At 41.4% G+C, this 19,885-nt stretch carries 17 protein-coding genes; 5 read left to right on the forward strand and 12 right to left on the reverse strand.

Annotated elements, in window-relative coordinates; all coding sequences use genetic code 11:
* Positions 1-14: 14 nt before the first annotated feature.
* The 4 genes from EXT47_RS21705 to EXT47_RS21720 are packed head-to-tail and all read right to left on the reverse strand — an operon-like array spanning position 15 to position 4,202.
* Complete coding sequence (locus EXT47_RS21705) at positions 15-1,643, reverse strand: FAD-dependent oxidoreductase (RefSeq protein ID WP_130127570.1); 1,629 nt, start codon at positions 1,641-1,643, stop codon at positions 15-17.
* A 1-nt stretch (position 1,644) separates the two neighbouring features.
* Complete coding sequence (locus EXT47_RS21710) at positions 1,645-2,505, reverse strand: class I SAM-dependent methyltransferase (protein WP_039496294.1); 861 nt, start codon at positions 2,503-2,505, stop codon at positions 1,645-1,647.
* Between the two features lie 2 nt (positions 2,506-2,507).
* Complete coding sequence (locus EXT47_RS21715; RefSeq protein ID WP_039496296.1) at positions 2,508-3,401, reverse strand: hypothetical protein; 894 nt, start codon at positions 3,399-3,401, stop codon at positions 2,508-2,510.
* Positions 3,402-3,428: 27 nt separating this feature from the next.
* The gene (locus EXT47_RS21720; protein WP_039496298.1) at positions 3,429-4,202 is read right to left on the reverse strand and encodes a hypothetical protein; all 774 of its coding nucleotides are present in this window, start codon (positions 4,200-4,202) and stop codon (positions 3,429-3,431) included.
* A 323-nt stretch (positions 4,203-4,525) separates the two neighbouring features.
* Here EXT47_RS21720 and EXT47_RS21725 point away from each other — a divergent pair, with 323 nt between their 5' ends.
* On the forward strand, positions 4,526-5,050 hold the full coding sequence (locus tag EXT47_RS21725) for a MarR family winged helix-turn-helix transcriptional regulator (protein WP_039496300.1): 525 nt from the start codon (positions 4,526-4,528) through the stop codon (positions 5,048-5,050).
* A gap of 3 nt (positions 5,051-5,053) precedes the next feature.
* Positions 5,054-5,677 carry an FMN-dependent NADH-azoreductase gene (locus EXT47_RS21730; RefSeq protein WP_039496302.1) on the forward strand — a complete coding sequence of 208 codons (624 nt, stop codon included), beginning with the start codon at positions 5,054-5,056 and terminating at the stop codon, positions 5,675-5,677.
* 181 nt (positions 5,678-5,858) lie between these two features.
* Here the strand turns inward: EXT47_RS21730 and EXT47_RS21735 are convergent, their stop codons facing one another.
* Positions 5,859-7,877 carry a S9 family peptidase gene (locus tag EXT47_RS21735; protein WP_130127571.1) on the reverse strand — a complete coding sequence of 673 codons (2,019 nt, stop codon included), beginning with the start codon at positions 7,875-7,877 and terminating at the stop codon, positions 5,859-5,861.
* Positions 7,878-8,047: 170 nt separating this feature from the next.
* Here EXT47_RS21735 and EXT47_RS21740 point away from each other — a divergent pair, with 170 nt between their 5' ends.
* Entirely contained in the window at positions 8,048-8,461 is a 414-nt protein-coding gene (locus tag EXT47_RS21740; protein ID WP_039496307.1) for a VOC family protein, read from the forward strand.
* A 43-nt stretch (positions 8,462-8,504) separates the two neighbouring features.
* Here the strand turns inward: EXT47_RS21740 and EXT47_RS21745 are convergent, their stop codons facing one another.
* From EXT47_RS21745 to EXT47_RS21775, 6 genes are all read right to left on the reverse strand, one after another.
* Complete coding sequence (locus EXT47_RS21745; protein ID WP_165383834.1) at positions 8,505-11,216, reverse strand: Ig-like domain-containing protein; 2,712 nt, start codon at positions 11,214-11,216, stop codon at positions 8,505-8,507.
* Between the two features lie 108 nt (positions 11,217-11,324).
* Positions 11,325-11,861, reverse strand: coding sequence for a GNAT family N-acetyltransferase (locus EXT47_RS21755; RefSeq protein ID WP_039496310.1), 537 nt, complete (start codon positions 11,859-11,861; stop codon positions 11,325-11,327).
* A complete protein-coding gene (locus EXT47_RS21760) occupies positions 11,858-12,391 on the reverse strand; it encodes a GNAT family N-acetyltransferase (RefSeq protein ID WP_130127572.1) in 534 nt (177 codons plus the stop codon). The genes EXT47_RS21755 and EXT47_RS21760 overlap by 4 nt, the downstream gene beginning before the upstream one ends.
* A gap of 62 nt (positions 12,392-12,453) precedes the next feature.
* Entirely contained in the window at positions 12,454-13,182 is a 729-nt protein-coding gene (locus EXT47_RS21765; protein WP_130127573.1) for a 5-oxoprolinase subunit PxpA, read from the reverse strand.
* A gap of 9 nt (positions 13,183-13,191) precedes the next feature.
* Positions 13,192-13,992, reverse strand: a complete 801-nt coding sequence (locus tag EXT47_RS21770) for a DUF1445 domain-containing protein (protein WP_039496315.1) — start codon at positions 13,990-13,992, stop codon at positions 13,192-13,194.
* 12 nt (positions 13,993-14,004) lie between these two features.
* Positions 14,005-15,801 (reverse strand): glycoside hydrolase family 3 protein, encoded by a 1,797-nt coding sequence (locus EXT47_RS21775; protein ID WP_130127574.1) that lies wholly within the window; start codon positions 15,799-15,801, stop codon positions 14,005-14,007.
* A 168-nt stretch (positions 15,802-15,969) separates the two neighbouring features.
* Here EXT47_RS21775 and EXT47_RS21780 point away from each other — a divergent pair, with 168 nt between their 5' ends.
* The gene (locus EXT47_RS21780) at positions 15,970-16,314 is read left to right on the forward strand and encodes a VOC family protein (RefSeq protein WP_010603872.1); all 345 of its coding nucleotides are present in this window, start codon (positions 15,970-15,972) and stop codon (positions 16,312-16,314) included.
* Between the two features lie 347 nt (positions 16,315-16,661).
* Entirely contained in the window at positions 16,662-18,887 is a 2,226-nt protein-coding gene (locus tag EXT47_RS21785; RefSeq protein ID WP_240701650.1) for an EAL domain-containing protein, read from the forward strand.
* 113 nt (positions 18,888-19,000) lie between these two features.
* Here EXT47_RS21785 and EXT47_RS21790 read toward each other — a convergent pair whose 3' ends face one another.
* On the reverse strand, positions 19,001-19,582 hold the full coding sequence (locus EXT47_RS21790) for a hypothetical protein (RefSeq protein ID WP_010375730.1): 582 nt from the start codon (positions 19,580-19,582) through the stop codon (positions 19,001-19,003).
* Positions 19,583-19,885 lie beyond the last annotated feature (303 nt).

The raw sequence follows: 19,885 nt of genomic DNA on the forward strand, positions 1-19,885 counted from the left end.
CGATCTAACGAAAGCTAAACGTATCTACCTGGAGAGATAATGTGATTTGGGTCGATACTAGATTTTATGTTTCTAGTTAGCTTATGTGCACTTAGCTGTCGTTCATTAAATAGTTGTACTTGCCCAGAGCCAATTCGATACGGTACAAATCCATTGCGTAAACCGGCCTCATACAAAGCTTTATAGCAAGCTATCGCTTGCTCACTTTCGGTTGTGCTGCTCGCTGAAAAGAGTATTGGAAGCGTGCTATCAAAAGCAAAAGGTGAGATGCTCGTTAAAGTGATTGGAGCATCAAAGCCATAAACGTTACATATATCTGTAACCATCTTGACGTAACGATCACAATCCTTCCCTGACATAGATACTATTGGTGCATACCAAAGCAGTCCACACTTATCTCTCGCAGGGTTGAGGTTTTCATCGGGTGGAGGATTTCTTGCTCTCCAATATGCTAAGGGGAGGGCTACTTCGTCTGGCTTTCCAGCCATCATTGATAGGCCTTTACCCATTTTTTCAAGGAGTGTAGTTACGTTTTCTGAGCAAACCTTAGGCAAGTAGCTTACGGCTGACTGCAGAAAACTGAGTTTTGCTTTATTGATAAAGAGAATTTTTACAGTACTAGGGGACAGCTGTTTTTTAATGAATTTTTTTGCTGACTTTACACTGTCTTTAGTTCCGTATATGGCACCAAACCCAAACCAAGATTTGATATTGTGTACCGATGCATATTTTTCTATCTCATTTGGATCTAGTGGGTTGGTATTTCTATTATTTCTTAAAGATGCTAGTGTAGAATTCATCGTGATTGTGCGAGTTGAATTAATAATGTTAATCCCACCAACTCCTAAGCTGGGAATTGACAAAATATTTCTAACTGAATTTACAATGCTTTCGAGGCTTTCTGACTCAGGCAGCCAAAAGTAAAATGACATTACCTCAGGTGTTCTGCGGGCTAGAGTGATTGTGGCACTAGTGACTATTCCATAATTACTTTGGCAAAATAGGCCGTCTGAATATGGGCCAATTCCCCATTTATATGCGGCACGATATCCCTTTTCCTCCAAAATTTCCGACATGGGAGATTTATATTCTTCCCCATTCGGCAACACTGCATTTATTGAGATTATGGACTGAAAATGGTCTGAAATCGGTGTTATTCCATAACCTTTTTCAAGTGCGTTACCAAGTATACTGCAATCAGGTCCAGCCCCTGTAACAGGAACTAAAAAGTCAGCGTTTCTATCTTGGAAAAATTTATACAATTGACCTTGAGTAACTCCTGGCTGAAGTTCTATAAGTCCTAGTTCGGCGTCGAAATAAACAATTTCGTTTAACTTGGATAAATTAACTATAATACTGATTCGGCCATCGCATTCCGTTGGAGGAACGGCGCAACCATATCCCCAGTTTTTTCCTGTACTCACAGGATGTAGTACGAGATTATAAGTGTTAGCTATCTTGACTATATCTTTAATTACCTCAACGTTAAGTGGGTAAACAACTCCTTGTATCGAGCTCGCTCTCTTAATTGTGTCTGCTATAGAGAGCTGATCGATGTTGTTACCAAAGTGAGCTTCGACAGAGTCTGATAGCTCATCGAATAACGTCTCGAGCAGATCTGTTGAGTTTGTAAAGTCGTTCATTTTAAAAATTTAACCCTGAAATACGTAGGAATAATTTAAGTTGATTAAAATCCGACTTTCTGTCCTTTGGTAAACGCTGATACATTTTAGATATTGAATTATCTAAGCTATTATTTTTCTTTTTTTTCCCGTTTGTAATAACTACAGATACTGGACTGATTGGTGTGGAAAATACTTTAAAATCACTACTTAGGTTATCACTTACAACTTTTTTGAACTCTTCTATTGAAAATGCTGCTTTAAGTGAGTAATAGTAATCTTTTGCCAGTATAGAATTTTGCTCCAAGCCAGAGCGGGATACAAAATAATCTATAGATTTTTCTTTTTTTAATTTTCCGAAATCATTTATGTATAGAAATCCACCAGGCTTTAATACTCTAGATATTTGTTTAAAAGTTTCATTTAAATGATGTAAATCGGGAAGGTGGTGTAATGCCATCGAAGAACATAAAACATCAATACTATTATCTTTAATAGTGCTCAATTGACAAATATCCTCCTCACGAAAACTAATGTTAAAAAGCCCTTTATCATTAGATATCTTCTTTGCTTTTTCAAGCATCGGGAGTGATAAATCAACACCTAAAAATTGACATTGCGGATTTAACTGCGCAATCATGCTTAGCAAAATACCTGAACCACACCCTAAATCTAGCACTCTATCATTAGGGGATAGTAAAGAGCATGTTTTGGATAAATGATATAAATAAGTGCCAGACAGAGTTCCTGAATCTCTACCACCTTCAGTGTAAGCTTCCACAGCCGGTATATTATCCATAATTAATTCAGGTTCAGCCTCTCGAACAAAGTCCGAGTGTCCAAGTAGCTCTCTATATGCTGTTTTAATAAGCCCAATGTCCATTGTTATCCATTCCTATTCAATGATTTAAAACTTTCAAAATAAAAATCTTTTATTTTCGACATGTTTTCAAAATTAATTTGAAACTCACTTAGTGCGAGTTCAGTATCCTCTTTACTCCATTGTGGTATTTTTTGAAACTCAGGCTCAAATGGAGAGCTTTCAGGAATGAAAACGTTGTCAAACTTTTTCTCACAAAAAAATTCATAAAGATTTGTGTTGCTATTTATCATAAAACCTGAGCGATTATATATTTCTTTAAATTTCTGGATTGCATTAGGTACATCGAGAGTTAGAGCTACCGCTAGAGCATTATTATATTTAGGATGATTTTTTATTTTTCCTAGCTGACTGAATAACAACACATCTCTGAAAAATCTTAGACTGCTTGGGTGAACAGATATCGCGAGGTTATCAATATATCGAGAGCGCTTAGCCCAGCGAAACATAATGTTATACAGCATCAATGAAACGCCAAATCCTTTTTTAACTGCCAATGCACCTACTTCTGCAACTCTCCTTTCAGCTTGACGAATCGACAATATCTCTTGTTGGTGAATGCTCTCCATTGGTAATCCAATGTATGAGTCCTCTATTAGAGATAAAGTACCAACAACTTCATCGCCTTTCTTTGCGATAAATACAGTCGAACTTGAACTAAGATTGAAGGCTGTAAGCTCAGGCATAGGCTGGTTTTTAGGTATAATGCCTCTCTCTTTATACATGTAATCAATTAAGTTTATCGCTTGCTTTCTTTCGTCATAACTATTTGCAAGCTTATATATGACACCATTGTTTTCTTTTATTGATTTACATATTTTTTTAAATGCTAAAGAACGATAAACTGAAGTTGGTATTAAGTTTTCTAAAGACAGCTTTTTATATTTCAACGTGTCCATGTGATACTTCCTTTGGTATAAAAATATTTAGATTTTGATAGAGCGTGTAGCTTTTTCTAGTAATCTATGAGAGATAGGTGTCTCACTTTTCTGCCACTTATTACATATATTTAAAACCCAATTTGGATTATCTTTTGCACAGTCATTTAACCAGTTAGCAACAGAGTCTATGACATATTTGTCTTGGTCAGACTTAAGGTTATTTAGAATTACTTCGGCTAATTCAGGAGCTTTCTTTAATTCAGGTATATGTTTACACCATACACCGCGGGGCCTAATACTCTCTGATGCAAATCGTCTAATTCTAGATGAGTCGGAATATGTTAATGGTTCCAGTAAGCTAATTGCTGCTGTAATATCGGAAGCTATGTCCGCCCTAACAGCAAGCCAAGACCATTCACGAACACCAAAGTGATGGTCATCAATCAATGGTATAAGTGAGCCTATTTTTTGTTCTAGATTAAGGTTGTTATCACAGCCAATAGCGTAGGCAACCCACCCTCGAACTAAGTCGGAAGGATGTTTCTGTAGCGCTGATTTATCTCGCGGAGACAGTTTTGAATTTAACAACACTCCCATGGCTGACATCCTTTTCGTGATCCCTAAGTTTCTCGATTCAGATATAGAAATAAGGTCATCGGAAGTGAACAGACGCAAAGATGTTGCTAACTCTGCAAAATCAACCTCCAAGCATTCGACTAATGTCTTAGATTCCGTAATCCCATGATTTAATTTATCTAATTCTAATTGGGTTAGTTGTCCTTTTCGGCTAGCCCCTTTTTCCCTTGTTGCCGTATTCATTTTTCATATAACCTATAACTGTTTAGCTATCTAATAACTTGACATCTAACTATTTGGTGCTACAGTAAATCAAATTATCAACTCAATGTAAATAAAAAACAAAAAATGTTTCTTTGTGTGAATTTTTGTTTTATTTGATGTTGTGTTTTCGGAGGCGCCTCATCTCTTAAGTTGATTTATGCTTTAGTGTTGGTTATCCGCCGATATTTTAGCTGTTTCAAGGCTTGAATCGACTCGACTCATGGTAGAATGGGTGGTTTGTTAAAAATTTATTCTCTTTGTGATGCTTCGTGTTGTGTAAAGTTAAAAAATTGAGGTGATTTATGTCTGAAAATAAAGAGTTCAGCTTTTCTGAAAAATACAAGCTACTCCTCTCATTAGAAGGTCGAAAGACTGACATTATAAATATGCAGTCCGTTTTTATTATTTTATCGATGGCAAACTTAATTAATTTAAGTTGCCAGAAAGAATTAGGTAAATACGATATGCAGGAGAATAGACTTGTAATACTTTTAAAATTATACAAAGAAAAAAAATCTTTACAGGTCAGTGATTTTTCAAAGCTACTAGATATTTCCTCTGCTACGGCGACAAGCTTATGTAAACGTTTGGAGAGAGATGGGTTAATAACAAAAGTTCGCTCTGAAAGTGATAATAGGCAGGTTTATACCACGCTAACAAAAGAGGGAGTTAGTTTTGTTGAATCAATAGCTTTTTCTCATAAAGACTGGATCGTAAATTTACTTGATGGAGTAAATAAAGACGAGCTTAGTCAGTTTTTTACTTTGGCAAAAAAAATTAGTGTTGAACTCAACAGTAATATTGAAAATATATCAAAAAAGGAATGATAGATGAAGATTCTTTATATTTCTTCAAGTGTTCGAAGCGAACAGTCACTTACTAATAAGCTTGCAAATGAGTTTATTGCGAAGTTGCAAACTCGATTCCCTGAAAGTGTGGTCGTTTCTAGGGACTTGGGAGACCATCCGGTTAAAGGGCCTGACCTGCAATGGACTCAATCAAATACAATTCCAGATTTGGATAAAAGTTCACATGATTGGGATGTGTTGGCTCAATCAGATGCGCTTATTGAAGAAATTGTAAGTGCGGACAGAGTTGTTATTTCAGCACCTATGTATAATTTTTCCGTCCCATGGACTTTAAAGTGCTACATTGACAATATCGTACGAAACGAGCGTACTTTCACAATTGACCCAGTAGAGGGCTTTAAACCAAAACTATCAGCGGATAAAAAACTGGTATTAATTACCTCAAGTGCTGGTAGCTATGAGTCAGGTACGCCAATGGAAGCCTATGATTTCTGTACACCTTATATTCGTTCTGTATTTGGGTTCATGGGACTCACGGATTTTCATGCGGTATCAGCAGTTAATCAATGGGCAAGCGAAGAAATGAGAAATGAGGCGATAAACGAAGCACATGATGCTTTGGAGGCGTTGTCGGTCTCTTGGTAATATGGATGAGTTTTGACTAGAGAAAAATTATTTAAATCTATTCACTGCTTACTCTCTAATAACTAGGCTATGAAACTGTTCTAAATTAATATTGGAAGTTATCGATATAGGTCAGTTTATTCTGACAATATCGATAACTTTATCACCCTCAGAATTGTTATGCGCCTGAGGAATAATTGTTTTATTTCTTCGGGTCGTGCTTGTCGAACCACCACTGAATATAAGCTACTTTGTTTAGCAGGTTAGATGGCCTTTTGGTTATTCCGTGTGAGGCATCTGGAATTCTGACCATAGCTGTTTCTACACCTTGCAGCTTAAGCGCTTGATAATACTGCTCAGTTTCTGAGATTGGCGTACGATAATCCGCTTCACCTGTCAGTAGCATGGTTGGGGTTTTTACATTACCCACATAGCTAATAGGCGAGCGTTTCATATAATGTTCCATGTGCTCCCATGGTTTTCCTGGGAACCAGTAGTCCGCAAAAAATGGATAGAAATCTGCTGTTAATACAAAGCTATACCAGTTGATCACCGGTTTTGCTACGACTGCTGCTGCGAATCTATCCGTGTGACCGACAGTCCACGCGGTGAGCACGCCGCCACCTGAACCGCCCGTAACAAACAAGCGGTCTTTGTCTATATAGCCTTCGCCAATCAGGTGATCTACACCTGTCATTAGGTCGTCAAAGTCATGGCTTGGGTAGTTATGGTGGATAGTTTGAGCAAACTCTTTGCCGTAGGAGTCGCTGCCTCGTGGATTCATGTAAAGCACTACGCTGCCTTGGGCAGCAAAAAGCTGTACCTCGGCGCTAAAGTGTGGGCCATAGTTTGCAACTGGGCCACCGTGGATCTCAAGTACGAGCGGATACTTTTTAGATTTATCGAACCCAGGAGGGTAGGCGACCCAAGCTTGAATTGGCAGTTGATCATGTGTCGACTTTAGCCAAACTTCTTCAACTTTTGCCAGTGTTTTATCGCCAAGGGCATCTTCGTTAAGCTTTGTAATTGGTCTTGGCTCGCCGCGTTTTACAATTGCGACATCGGCAGGGCGCTGGGTATCTGCGAGTGTAAAAGCCACTAATCCACGGTCACTGATGGCATAGTCACCACCGGAATAGGGGCGACCAAAACTAACACTACCAATGGCATCCGTTATCTGCTCAAAACGCCCTTTTAACGGCTGATAGCCAAGTGTGGTTTTCCCTTCACTGTCATAACTCACATAGACGCCACGGCTGTTGGCGGCCCAAGTGACAGAGGCAAGGCTTCTATCTAAATCGGCTGCATAGGTTTTGGTTTCGCCTGATTTGAGATCTTTGACATAGAGTAGGCTATTCTCGTAATTGGTTTTTTTATCATCATAACCAAGGTAAGCCAGATAGCGGCCATTAGGTGACACCTCTGGGCGATTATCTGGGCCAACTCGGTCAGTTACCGCTGTGATTTCAAGCGAGTTTAGGTCTAGCTTATAGACTTCGCTGTTGGTTGGGTTTAATTGGTTATCCTTGTGGCGATTAGCCGAAAAATACAGCGCCTTTGCGTCATCAGCAAAACTCAGTTCGCCGCCATGATCAAAGTTGCCAGAGGTTAACTGTTTTGCGTTGCCACCGTTGGCGTCAATTTTGAAAATATGATTAAAGCCCGGTTCGGTATAACCAGCACCGTCGGCGCGATAGTATACCTCATCGATAAATACGGGGGGTTTTGCCCATTCTGCCCCTTTAGGTTTCCCTGCAACAGATACCGGTGGTGCCTTTTGGCTGGGAACAAACTGGCTAAAGTATAAGCTTTTACCATCTGGTGACCAATGTAGTCCTGATGGTCCATGGGCTAAATTGCTGATCTTGGCAATGGCACCGGTTGCTAACCATTTCACATAAATTTGGCTGCTACCGTCGCGAGTAGAAACAAAAGCGATGCGATCATTACTAGGCGACAGCACAGGAGAATAATCCATGTGCAATCCAGAGGTAACTGGCTGCATTGCATTGGTAGCAAGGTCTACAGACCAGATATTACCGACTTTTCTATCACTTTTGATATCCATGCGGTTGCGTACGAAGAAGACTTTGTCACCGTCATTGGTGATGTCAATTTGATTAGCATATTCAAGATTAAATATATCGGTTGGCTCAAGCGATGCGGCTTGCACAGCGCAAGCTGAGCTTGCAATAGCGACGCCTGCTAGAAAGTATTTCATGACTCATCCTGTTTCTAATTATCATTTCCACTATGCGCCATATTGCAGCTTAATCAACTCTTTGCGGTGAACAAATTAAAAATCCATAAAAAAGTGCTTTACCTCAACTTAACTTGCGGTTTTATCGTTGCCTCCAGTTAGCGGAATTTACAAAGAAGAGGATGATATGTATGTACTTAGAACACGTAAATTTGGTAGTTAGCGACCTAGAAGAGGTGCTTCACTTTTATCGCACCGCATTTCCTCACTGGAAAGTTAGAAGCAAAGGGCAAGGCGAATGGTACGGCAAAGCACGAACCTGGCTGCATTTTGGTGATGACTATCATTATATAGCGTTTAGCGATCACGGTGAGGGTCAAAACAGAGCACTCGAAGGTCACCAAGTCGGTTTGGCACATTTTGCCTATGTGGTTCAAAGTATCGAGCGTGTCGTCAATAGGCTAACCGAAGCGGGTTATACAGTTGATAAAGTCGGAGCGCAGCATCCACACCGAAAAAACGTTTACTTTATTGATCCAGCCGGATATGAAATTGAGTTTGTGGAATATATGAGTGATCTGCCTTCTGAGCGTAATAGTGATTAATGTAAAAAATAGGCCCAAACTAGGGCCTATTCGTGCGTTATATCTATTGTTGATAGTTTGACCAATGTTTAATTTGTTCAAATACCGCTTTCGGTGGTGCCGTTTCCTCATGCACTAATTGAATGTCGGTATGCATGATGGACCGTTTAGGACGCATTTCAGTCGTTTGATGCGAATGACCGCTGTTCGCACCGCTCCAGAAGCGTGTAAAATTCAGTATTAAACTTGACCATTCATCGTAGTCAGTCAAAATGGATGTGTTTTCACTGTCATCATTGAGGTTAAAGTCCACTAAAACATCAGAAGTGCTGCCATTACAGTTGAAATCAATGGCTTCTGAGTTGGGATTATTAAGGCCTTTTGATTCGTCCAATTTGGCTTCGTCTAATGGCAGGTTTTTACCATGAGAGTAGTCAATAACAAAGTTCGTAATATCATCTGTCGGGCCGTTTAAAATTGCAGAGCCTTCCGGAAAGCAGTTTTCGTTTTTACGGAACCAGCGACGTAAGTATCGATCGCCTTCGTTATTGCCAATGGTTGATAACCCACTGAGTTGATACAAATAATTCATCACGCTAAAGTGATTTGGCTTAAAGTTAGTATTTTCATTGCCACCGTGATACAAACCGAGATTATGCCCCAATTCGTGCATAATCGTTCCTGCTTGGTAGTTGTAGGTCACATTGGTCATGAGCTCAGACTCTAAGTTCAGTCCCCAATTCCCCAACGAGATAATAAGGTCGTTGCCAAATAACTCAGCTAAGCCAGAAGATCCGCCACTGCCGTCTGCTTCTTGACTGTTTGCCATCAGCATATAGTGAAAAATTGGTCGGCGTTTAAGATCAAAATGCTTGGCTTTGTGATCAAGAATACTCGGCGCTTGCTCTGAACTGGCAAAGGTTGTGGTTTGTACAAAGGGGAGCTGCTCGCCGCCACCCAAATCATGTTGTTCAGGTGATAAGCCTTCTGTTTGGTGATACAAGTTACCTACGTCAAAGTGCACTGCTATATCTTGAGCTGCAAACGCCGCTTTTACTTTGTCTAGTGCGGGTTTGTGAGGCGTAATACCTGCATCATTACTTTCCATATAGTCAACTTCTATGAAAATATCTCTGACGCCAGCTCTTGCACCCCATTCGTATAAAGGTAAGCCTGCGAATGTGCCACCAGGCTGCTCTGAACAATCAGGGATTCCGTCTAAGTCCTCATCTTTATCACAGAGCACATCATTATTGCCGCCAGGTGTAAAAAAGGCGGCAGATTGCCAATCGCTAATCGAATTGGTATCTGTTAATAGGCTTGTTCTAACAAGGCTTTGACCTAGTTGATTTGAAACTGGTAATAACTCGGCACTCTCTTGCCATTCTGAAGGCGTTGCTGGTGCTTTATCGCTTTCGCCAAAACGGACAAAATCAACCGTTTCACCTTGCTTGTTTTGTAATTCGACATACCCAGATATATACCATGCTGGCGCAAACTGTCCATCGCCGACTAGCATCAACTGATTAGAGCTTGTCACGCTGCGCTGCCATGTTTGAGGTCCATGTTCATTTTGCACTACGATATATTCGCCCGGTTCAAGTAGCTGTGACTTCAACGGAAAGACTTTAGTGCCGCCATCATTGTAGTTTTCCAACTCGATGCTTTCGGCAACGAGTTGATAATTACTCAAATCGATAGTTTCGTCTGTACCGTTGTAGATTTCTACCCAGCGGTTATCATCGATATACCTAGACGATGAAATCTCGGTGATAAGTAAATCTTTCTGTCCAGTAACAAAAGTAAGCTTTTCAGCTTGGGCGATGGCAGTCCCATAAAAGTTGGTCACCGTTTCTGAGATGGTTAATTCATATTCAGTGCCTGCTTTAAGGGGCTCCATTGGTGTTAAAGAAAAAGCGTATCCATCTTCTTGCTGTGTTTGTCCTACTGAAAATTCTACGCAAGTTTGATTACCAGATTCTCTTATATGAATTGCGCCATTACACTCTGAAGTACCAATTTCACTTGACCAAGACGCGGACATATTGTCGTCAAAGTGCAGCTGGATCTCACCTGTTAAGCTAACCCGAGTCGCTGAGGACTCTGGCAAACTTGTCATTAGTCGTGGTGCTGTTGTATCGATAATTTCTATCTGAACTTCTGCAGAGTTTGTGAGGTCGCCATCGCTCACGCCGAAGTGCAAAATCTCTTTAGTTATGTTGTTATGAGTTGGGGTATAGCTGTATGTCTGCGTTGTTGCATTAATTAATTCAACAACACCCGAAAGTGCCGGCTCGAAAGTGACCTCCAGTGCATCGCCATCTTCATCTTTTACATCCAGAGTAAATTCTAAGGTGTTGTTATATTCAAGGCTGTGTTCTGACCCTGTAATTAGAGGGGCTCTATTTATTTGTTTGATGGTGACAGAAACTTCTTTTTCTGCCTTATCACCGTCATCATCTGTAGCAGTTATCAAGAAGGCTACTTTGGTATCTTCAGTGACTTCTGGTGCAGTAAAAGAAAGACTAGAATCGCCCAAGGTAAGATCGATGACGTCTGGTCCTGAGGTTTGTTTTATTGTGCGAGACGAAATTGATCCATCACTGTCTGAAATTGTAACCCCACCACTTAGGAAGCTCCGCTCCCCAATGCTTGCTTCGATTGCGGTTACGATTTCTGGTGGAGTATTCTTATCATCACCGCCAAAAAGGTCACAAGCACTCAGGTGTACTAATCCTAAGCTGATTAAAGAGAGTTGAAATATTTTTTTATTCATTATTATTTTCTCTGATTGTTACAATATACTTACTAAAAACTTACCCTTTTTAGGGTCTTTAAGTACAGAGGTTGATGTTAATGAATGTAAAAATAGTCGACGCGGGGTTTATTCTGCTCTCAGCTTGGCTGTTAAAACATGATCTTCCCATTTTCCAGCAATGCGTAGATATTGCTTAGCATAGCCTTCTTGTTCAAAGCCTAGTTTTTGCAACACTCGCGCGCTTGCCACGTTGCTGGGCATATAATTTGCCATGATCCTATGCATGTTTCGCTGATCGAACATATGTGAGATTGCAGCTTCTAAGATCTCGGTCATATAGCCTTGACCCGCAAATTGTGATGCTATGGAGTAGCCTAAATAACAAGCTTGAAACGGACCTCGTGCAATTTGGGTGAAGCTACATAGCCCAGCTATCTGAGGCCGTTCTGGCAATAACGCAATAAAGTGATAAGCGGTATCGGATTGTGCGGCATATTCGGCTTGCTCTGTGTGTGCCACCCAATACTCCATTGAGTAGTAGCTTTCTGGTCGAGACGGCTCCCACGGTGCAAAGTAATCACGGTTCTCTAGGTGATAAGTGGCAAGCTTCTCTGCATACTCTGAAGTGAGTGCAACAAGTTTTGTTCTTGTTGTACGGATCATATCCTCAATAATCCAAACTTCTCGTCATTTACCCACTTGCCGTTAATTTGGAAGTTATGTTTTAGCGTGCCTTCAAGCTCAAATCCTAGTTTCTTGAGTAAATGGTGAGAGGCATGATTTCCTTGGGTAACGGTGGCGATGAGCTTGTGGTAATTACATTCGCGCAAGGCAAAATCAATGACGGCTTTAGAAGCTTCAAAGGCGTAACCCTTTCCTTGAAATTTGGGTGAGAGCATAAAACCTAACTCAGCCTGTTGAAATGGTGTCCACATACTTAAAAATCCGTGTAGCCCGATAGGGGTCGCTGTGGCCGTTTCTTCAATCACTAAGGTGAGCCAAGTGTTATCTTCTTTGTGCCACTGCCCAAGTCCGGCGCTTAAACCATGGTTAAACTTTTCACACAGCGTAGCTTCATCGGTGATCTCACCGACAAAACGCATGACATCTGGTTGTTGATGAAGTTCTAACCAAAGCGGCCAATCTGTATTAAGTATAGGCCTTAAGGTAAGTCTTTCTGTGGTGAGCTGCATGTAAAGTCCTTTCGCTGAGTTAACTTTCACTTATTAAACATATACGGCCAGACTATCACAAATTATTGATTTATCACGTTTCTTATTTCTTCAATTAAGGCAATGCTCGCCTCATTGTCACCGTGAACACATAAGGTATCGGCGCGTAAGGAAAGTGACTTCCCGCTTGCAGTTGTAACACTGCCTTGCTGGTGTAATTGCTTAACTTGCGCAAGTAGCGCTGATTTGTCATGCACTGCACCCGCTTCAGAGCGGGGAGTCAGTAAGCCTTCATCGGTGTACAGTCTATCGGCAAAGGCTTCAAAAATCAGTGATACATTATAGTCGTCGGCGAGTTGTTGGTGACTTGCTTGTTGCGCAGTGGCTAGCACCATCAACTTAAGTTCACTTGGATAGTGTGAAATGGCCTTGATAACACAGCTTAATATCCTTTGTGACTTCATCATATCGTTGTAAAGCGCACCGTGTGGTTTTACATAATTTAGTGTTAAGCCTTGCACCTTTGCCATCCCTTCAATTGCGGCAATTTGGTAATGTAAGGCGTTGACGATCTCTTGCTCTGAGAGTTGCATTGAGCGGCGGCCAAACCCTTGGCGGTCTGGATAGCTTGGATGTGCGCCAAGCGTCACTTGATACGTGTTGACCAGCTTTAGTGTTTGCGCGAGTACATCAGGATCTCCTGCGTGAAAACCACAAGCGACATTGGCCATGTCGATATGTGGCATTACGTGTTCGTCTAACCCCATTTTCCAAGCGCCAAAGCTTTCACCCAAGTCGCAATTTAATAACATGCTTATTTCCTACTTCGTTACTGCAAGCTCTAAATCTTGTCTATCTGTCACCAATAAATGGTGCGGACTATTCATAATACAAAACTCAGGTGCCGCTTTTGCTATGGCTAACTGAGCTGTCAGGCTGGAACCCCAAAAAACCGGAAGCTGCCCCTCTTTACAAGTCAATGGCTCGCCAAAATTGGGCTTGCTAAGATCTTTGATCCCAACCTCATTTGGCTCACCAAAATGAAGTGGCAACGCATAGGGAAGTCGGCTCAATGTTGCCGCTTGAATGGCACTAATAAGATTTTGCTTGGTTAATGGGCGCATCGCCAATATTTGATTCGCCTCGTACTTATCTACTGAGTTGCAAGGCAAGTTACTGATGTAAAGTGGTAAAGGCGTGGTTGGATTCGCTGATGGCGGGTTTATTCCATACTGCGCGAGTAAGTTATCAAAAGAAAGATAACTGGCAAAAGCAAAGGTAACTAAATCGTCGCGCCAGTGCTCTTCTATATTATGGCACTCTTGGGCGAGCTGGCCATGCTTTAAAATCTGATACTTGGGGAGGTGGTAGCGAATGTCTATATCTTTCCCCAAAGTGTCAAAGTTAAAATTACCCGGCTCGCTGGGCGGAATAATTAGCTTGCAAACAGATTGATTACTCTCACAAAAGCGAAAGAATGAATATGCTTCGCTTTGCGGCAAAATAATCACATTACATTGTGTGAACCCAGGCACGAACCCTTTAGTAGGGCCCGTATAATCACCATCCTTGATCATTTTTCTTATTGCATGTGGTGCACTTAAAGAAGCACTGGGATCCATAGATTCCTCCAATTAGTGGTTTACTGTTACAGGCAGTGAACCTTCCGCTTTCGCTATTCCTAAAATCACTTTGGCCAGCGCCGTGTAGGCAGGCCCAGTTACTTTTTTATCATGATTTACGTCTACATTATAAGCATAACTTGCTAATACTGCGTTACTAAGCGGGCCAAAGGTACTAATTTCGTATGGTGCTCTTAGGCTGATAAATAGCTGCTTTTTACCCAGTTCCTGACCGTATTGCAGTAATGCTTTCAGCGCTTCAGGTTGTACATTACGCGCCACCCCATGCTCTCGTAACTTTTTCACATCGTCCATGCCACCAATCTCTACCGCACTTTGTGGTGGTGATGCATGTGCGGCGATTATCACGTCGGCCTGTTTAATTGCATCATGTGCAATGTTTGGGTCGTAGGCTTGTAGGCTTGTACAAGAAAGCGTGAGCGAGGTTTTGCTGTATGTTTGTAATGCTTGCTCGAGTGCAAAACATTTTTGCCTATCAGGCATGATAAGGTGAACAACTTGAGCGTTACCTCTGAGCGGTAATACACCATCGTTTTTTACTTCGGTGATAGCCGCTAGTGCAAGCTCTGCTTCTAAGCGACGATGGCTTGGATTACCCAGTGTTGAATTGGCAATGGCCAAAGAAGCGCTCGATTGCGGCAGCTTTGTCTTGAGCTTAGCGATACGCGCCATAGAACTGCTAAGTTGTTCTTGGTTTAGTTTATTGGTATCAAGCGCTTTAGCTAGCTGAGCCATATATTGCTCAAAGCGTTTGATGTCTGCACGATTGCGAATTGCAATAGGCATTAGCGCGATATCCACGCCGGCATTAAACGTTTCAATTGTCGCATCGATTGGATTAAAAAAGTCGCTGATCCCAGCCATATCTAGCGCATCGGTGACGGTCACGCCTTGGTATCCCAACTCGTGTCTTAGAAGTTGTGTCATGATCTGATAAGACATAGTCGCGGGCCTTATCATGCTCTCACCTTGAGAGTTGACGACTTTACTGTTGTCGAGCGCCGGATATTGAATATGGGCTGTCATTATCATGCCAGGAGGTGATGCTTTGATTATCTCGGCAAAGGGCAATAAATCTTGCTGGTTAATTTTGTCGCGGTCGTGATCAACACGAGGTAGTCCTGTGTGGCTATCAACATGTGTATCACCGTGGCCAGGAAAATGCTTTAGCGCAGAGAGAACGCCTGCGGCCTCAAATGCTTTTACCTGCGCAAGACCTAATTTGGCGACCACTTCCGGATTTTCCGAGAATGAGCGCACATTGATCACCGGATTGTTCGGGTTGCTGTTCACATCTACCGTTGGGGCGAAGTTTACGTTGATCCCTAAGCTATTTAGCTCTTTTCCAATTGCGCTTGCCACTTTGGTTGCGTAAGTATCATCCTGTTTTGGATAGGTTGCTCCAATGCTCATATTGCCGGTAAACGACGTTGCTTGTTCACGATTTATTCGCGCAACACGGCCACCTTCTTGATCGATGGCAATAAATAAAGGAAGTTGACTTTTACTTTGTTGTGCCGCACTTTGCAAAGCATTGGTTAGGCTGACGATTTGCGCGGTGTTTTGCACATTTTCGGCGAACAAAATAGCGCCGCCGATGTCGTATTTGCTTATTAATTCGTACAACTCAGGCGGTAAAGTTGTCATCGCTGCTCTGCAATCTCCACTTGGCTTTTTGCTTTCACCGCAGTAATAGCGGAAATCGAGCATAAGCTTTTGTCCAAGCATTTGCGAAGTGGTCAGTGGCACTTGTGCTGCTGTTGCGTGAGCTGAAGTGATGAAACTCATGAATGTGATAGTTCCTAAAGTAGTGAGCAGAGATAATAATCGCACAATCAATAATAAACGCTGAATAAAATTGCCTACACTTTAACACTGATTTAGAAGCGACTACAAAATGCTTTCTATTAGGCGATAACAGCATAAATGAAGCACAGATTTTAAAAGGAATAAAAAATGAACAACCATATAAACTATGTAGAATTAGCAGCAAAAGACTTAGTAGCGACACAAGCTTTCTTCGAGCAGGTGTTTGATTGGCAATTTGAATCTTACGGGCCAGATTATATTGCGTTTGCAAATTCAGGCCTTGATGGCGGCTTTTTCCGAGCCGATGTGTCTTCTAAACAAGCGCAAGGTGGAGCGCTCGTAGTGTTGTACAGCGATGAGTTGGAAGCCGTACAAAGCAAAGTAGAGCAAGCGGGCGGAGAGATAAGCAAAGCTATATTTGAATTTCCTGGCGGTCGTCGCTTTCACTTTATTGAACCGAGCGGCAATGAATTTGCGGTGTGGTCTAAATAACCTGAGCTTAAAAATAATTAGTTAACACATACCTTATTCAAACCTCAGGTAAATAACTAGACGATGTGTTGTAAAGCCCCTTTACAGCACACGTAAATACTGAGGTTTTATTGCAATAATCTTTCGTTTTCAGAACAGATAAAAACTTGAATTCGTTGCTATTGTGAACAATAGTTATTAAACACTGATGCAAACATCTCTTTGTGTTTGATACCTACTTACTGCGTAATCAGCCAATAGACTTATCTAATGGGTTTAGGTTTAGCGTAGAAGTGCAGGTGGCAAGGGCAATCATTGTACAAAACACCGCTAAATGCATCATCACCATACTTAGGTTTGATTAGGCAATGAGACGGATATTCTTAGTTGTTGGTATTTTACTCTCCTTGACCATGCTTATGGCCGATAAATTGGGCCTATTCTTATTATTGCCTATTACTTTTATTGCCATCAGCGCTTTAGTTTTTTTGTTTGTAGCACTACTTTGGTGGCAGGCACAAGATACTAAAAAAATTATGGTTGACGATGACTCTAGCGTGCCACAAGCGTTGTTAGACAGCGATGGCGTTATTCTACAAGCCAATGAGCAAATGCAATCCATACTGGGTGTTGGCAGCTCAGTAATAGGGTTAAAACTTGAAAATTTAATCACTGTGAGCGGTAACATCGATAGCGAGGGCAAGAGTGGTGCAATAAGCATGTTCGAAGCGCTTGTTATGCAAAGTTATGGTAATTGCACGACCAAACACAGTGGCAAAGTTATTACTCCTGTTGCTTTACCAATTAAAGTCGCGGATACCGTTACAGGATATCTCTGTTATTTTAATACTAGCAGCAGAGAAAACCGCCTCGCTCAGGCACTAGAAGAAGAAAAAGAATTGCTCGAAGTGACGCTGAGCTCTATTGGTGATGGCGTGATCTGTACAGACGTAAATGGCGTGATCACTTATATTAACCCTGTCACAGAAGCCATTCTCGCGATGTTAAATGAAGAAGTGGTTGGGCGGCGATTTGATGATGTTATGTCTATGTATCACGAAGAAACCAAAGCTTCGGTGAATAAATTTCCTGAACTTTGCCTAAAGCAAGGCCATACCATTTGTTTACCTGAACTCACTTCCATTACCAATCATCTTGGTCTTACCTTTGCTATCCAAGATTCCTTCTCTCCTATTATAGCTAAAGACGGCAGCTACCTTGGCACTGTAATGGTCTTTCAAGATGTGACTGAGTCGAGATTAATGGCGAAAAAAATGAATCACCTTGCTCATCACGATGCATTGACCGGGTTACCCAATCGCTTATTGCTGCATGACCGTTTAGTGCAGGCTTGTAAACGAGCCAAGCGCATGAGTCATCAATTTGCTTTGGTATTTATTGACGTCAACAAATTCAAAAAAATCAACGACTCACTGGGGCACGATTATGGCGACTTATTACTCAAAGAAATTGCGAGCCGATTAACTCAGCAAATTCGAGGATGTGACACCGTTGCCAGAATGGGAGGCGATGAATTTGTGTTACTCATTGACGGGATCCAAGACAAAAAATATGTACGTAAGGTGGTGAGTAAAGTATTGAGTAGCGTTAATGGACAATATTGTTTGCGCCAAGTTAGTCTAAAAGCTACGGTGAGTGCTGGCGTTGCAATTTACCCTGATGATGGTGACAACACGGAAGCTTTGTTAAAGCATGCTGATACCGCAATGTATCGAGCTAAAAAAGCCACACAAACGGAGTTTCAATTTTATAACGCACGCCTAGATCACGAATCGGAGCAGCGTTTAGTGCAAGAAAGTCGGATCATTCAGGGGTTAGATAATCGAGAGTTTATTCCTTATTACCAGCCTATTGTCGATGCGCATACCCGCAAGATTAAAAAACTTGAAGTGCTCGCAAGGTGGCAGCAAGATGAACAATTGTTGGTACCTGAAGACTTTTTTGAAGCGGCATGTGATGGCGATCTGATGGTAGAAATTGGACAACAGCTCAGAACACAGGCCTTTCAGGCGATGAAAACATGGTTTTACGAGTACGATAATCTCGTGGTTAGCTTTAATTTTTCGCTTGCTGAACTCACCAATAAAACCGTAATAAAAAACTTTATGGAGCAGGCTGCGCAACATCAGTTGCCATCTCGGCAAATTGAAATAGAAATCAAAGAAGTTGACCTGATAGAGCTACTTGATAAAGCACCAGAAGTGATGGCGGAATTAGAGCAAACTGGTATGCGGATCTCAATTGATCATTTTGGTGTCGGGCATACCAGCATGCTGTACTTGCAGAAGCTCACGTTTGAAACCATTAAAATTCCACCGGCTTTCCTTGCGACCCCTCAGTCGGTTGCCTCACAAAATGATATTGCAAAATTGATTGTACAGATGGCAAAGAGCTTGGATGTAGAATGTGTGGCGGTAGGTGTTGAAAGTGCGTTGCAAGCTAAGTCTCTTAACCTCAACGGTTGTCACCTTATCCAAGGCAACCACCTTTTTGCTCCCGCCCCAGAGTCAGAGATCACCCCGATTCTCAGTACCCATATGAGCATAGAAAGGCGCAGATTAGGTCAAAATTAGTTTTGAAGGTTCTTGTTGGTGCATAAATCCAAGTGCACCACCTGCTAACTGCCTAACACTTCGTTAATTTCTGGATGAGAAATTATTAATTCTGAAAGCTAAGCCCAGAGCGATTAATTGTCTTTCTCACTAGCTGGGCCTCTTGCTGCGGCTTTTTTCGGTGTTGTTAAATTATCCGGAAGCATGGTGTGAAATGGATTTGATTGGTTATATATAGCGGTATTTTCAAGTGAATAACAGTCATTTCGACTTTCTTGTTCTTGAGCAATGACTTTTTCCAGTCTTACTTTTTCAATTAGCCTAATGTCATACAATTCTGATATTTGATTCGTGCTATATCCAAGCGCCGAGAGTTTCTTAGCGGTTATTATCCAGTCGAGCGCTTCATACGTATTAGAAGGTGCTTGCTTTCCTTCCCACGGAACTATTTTTTGCTTTAGTGGTATTTCATAGTTTCGATATTTTTCCCCAATGATTGCGCCAATGAGTAATGATACTGAAAATATTGCAATTAATGCACCGAGTAAGTTAAGTTTCTGCTTAGTCGGTGAATTAACCTCAATCTTAATAACGCCAAAAATAGTACCTAATAAAGCAGCGACAACCGCAAAAAAAGAAGCAACGACTGGGGTATTTGACGCGCCAATAAAGCACCCCAGTACTAAGGCAAATATACTATATCCTATATATATCACTTTCTAATGCCTGCTTCTATTTACAGCGCTTGTTACAGCGTTCTTTACAACGCTCGTAAATAGGGCCGCACTTAGAAGAGTTGCTACCTTTGAGGCAATCTTTTCGAGATTCATCACAATTGTCAACACACTCACTCCAGTCACACGAAGGAGGAGTTCTACTGGTTGACGACACCAAGTTTAAATGAATTGGTTGCTGATTGTTGATAAGTAAATTATCTAGTTCAGCTTTAGCGGAGGGCTCATTTTTAGTGTGAGTTGCCAATGTACAGGCACTGAATACTAATATAATTAAGGTGAATA

Origin of the sequence: Pseudoalteromonas sp. CO342X, assembly GCF_004208915.1 — a bacterium.
Lineage (GTDB): Bacteria > Pseudomonadota > Gammaproteobacteria > Enterobacterales > Alteromonadaceae > Pseudoalteromonas > Pseudoalteromonas maricaloris.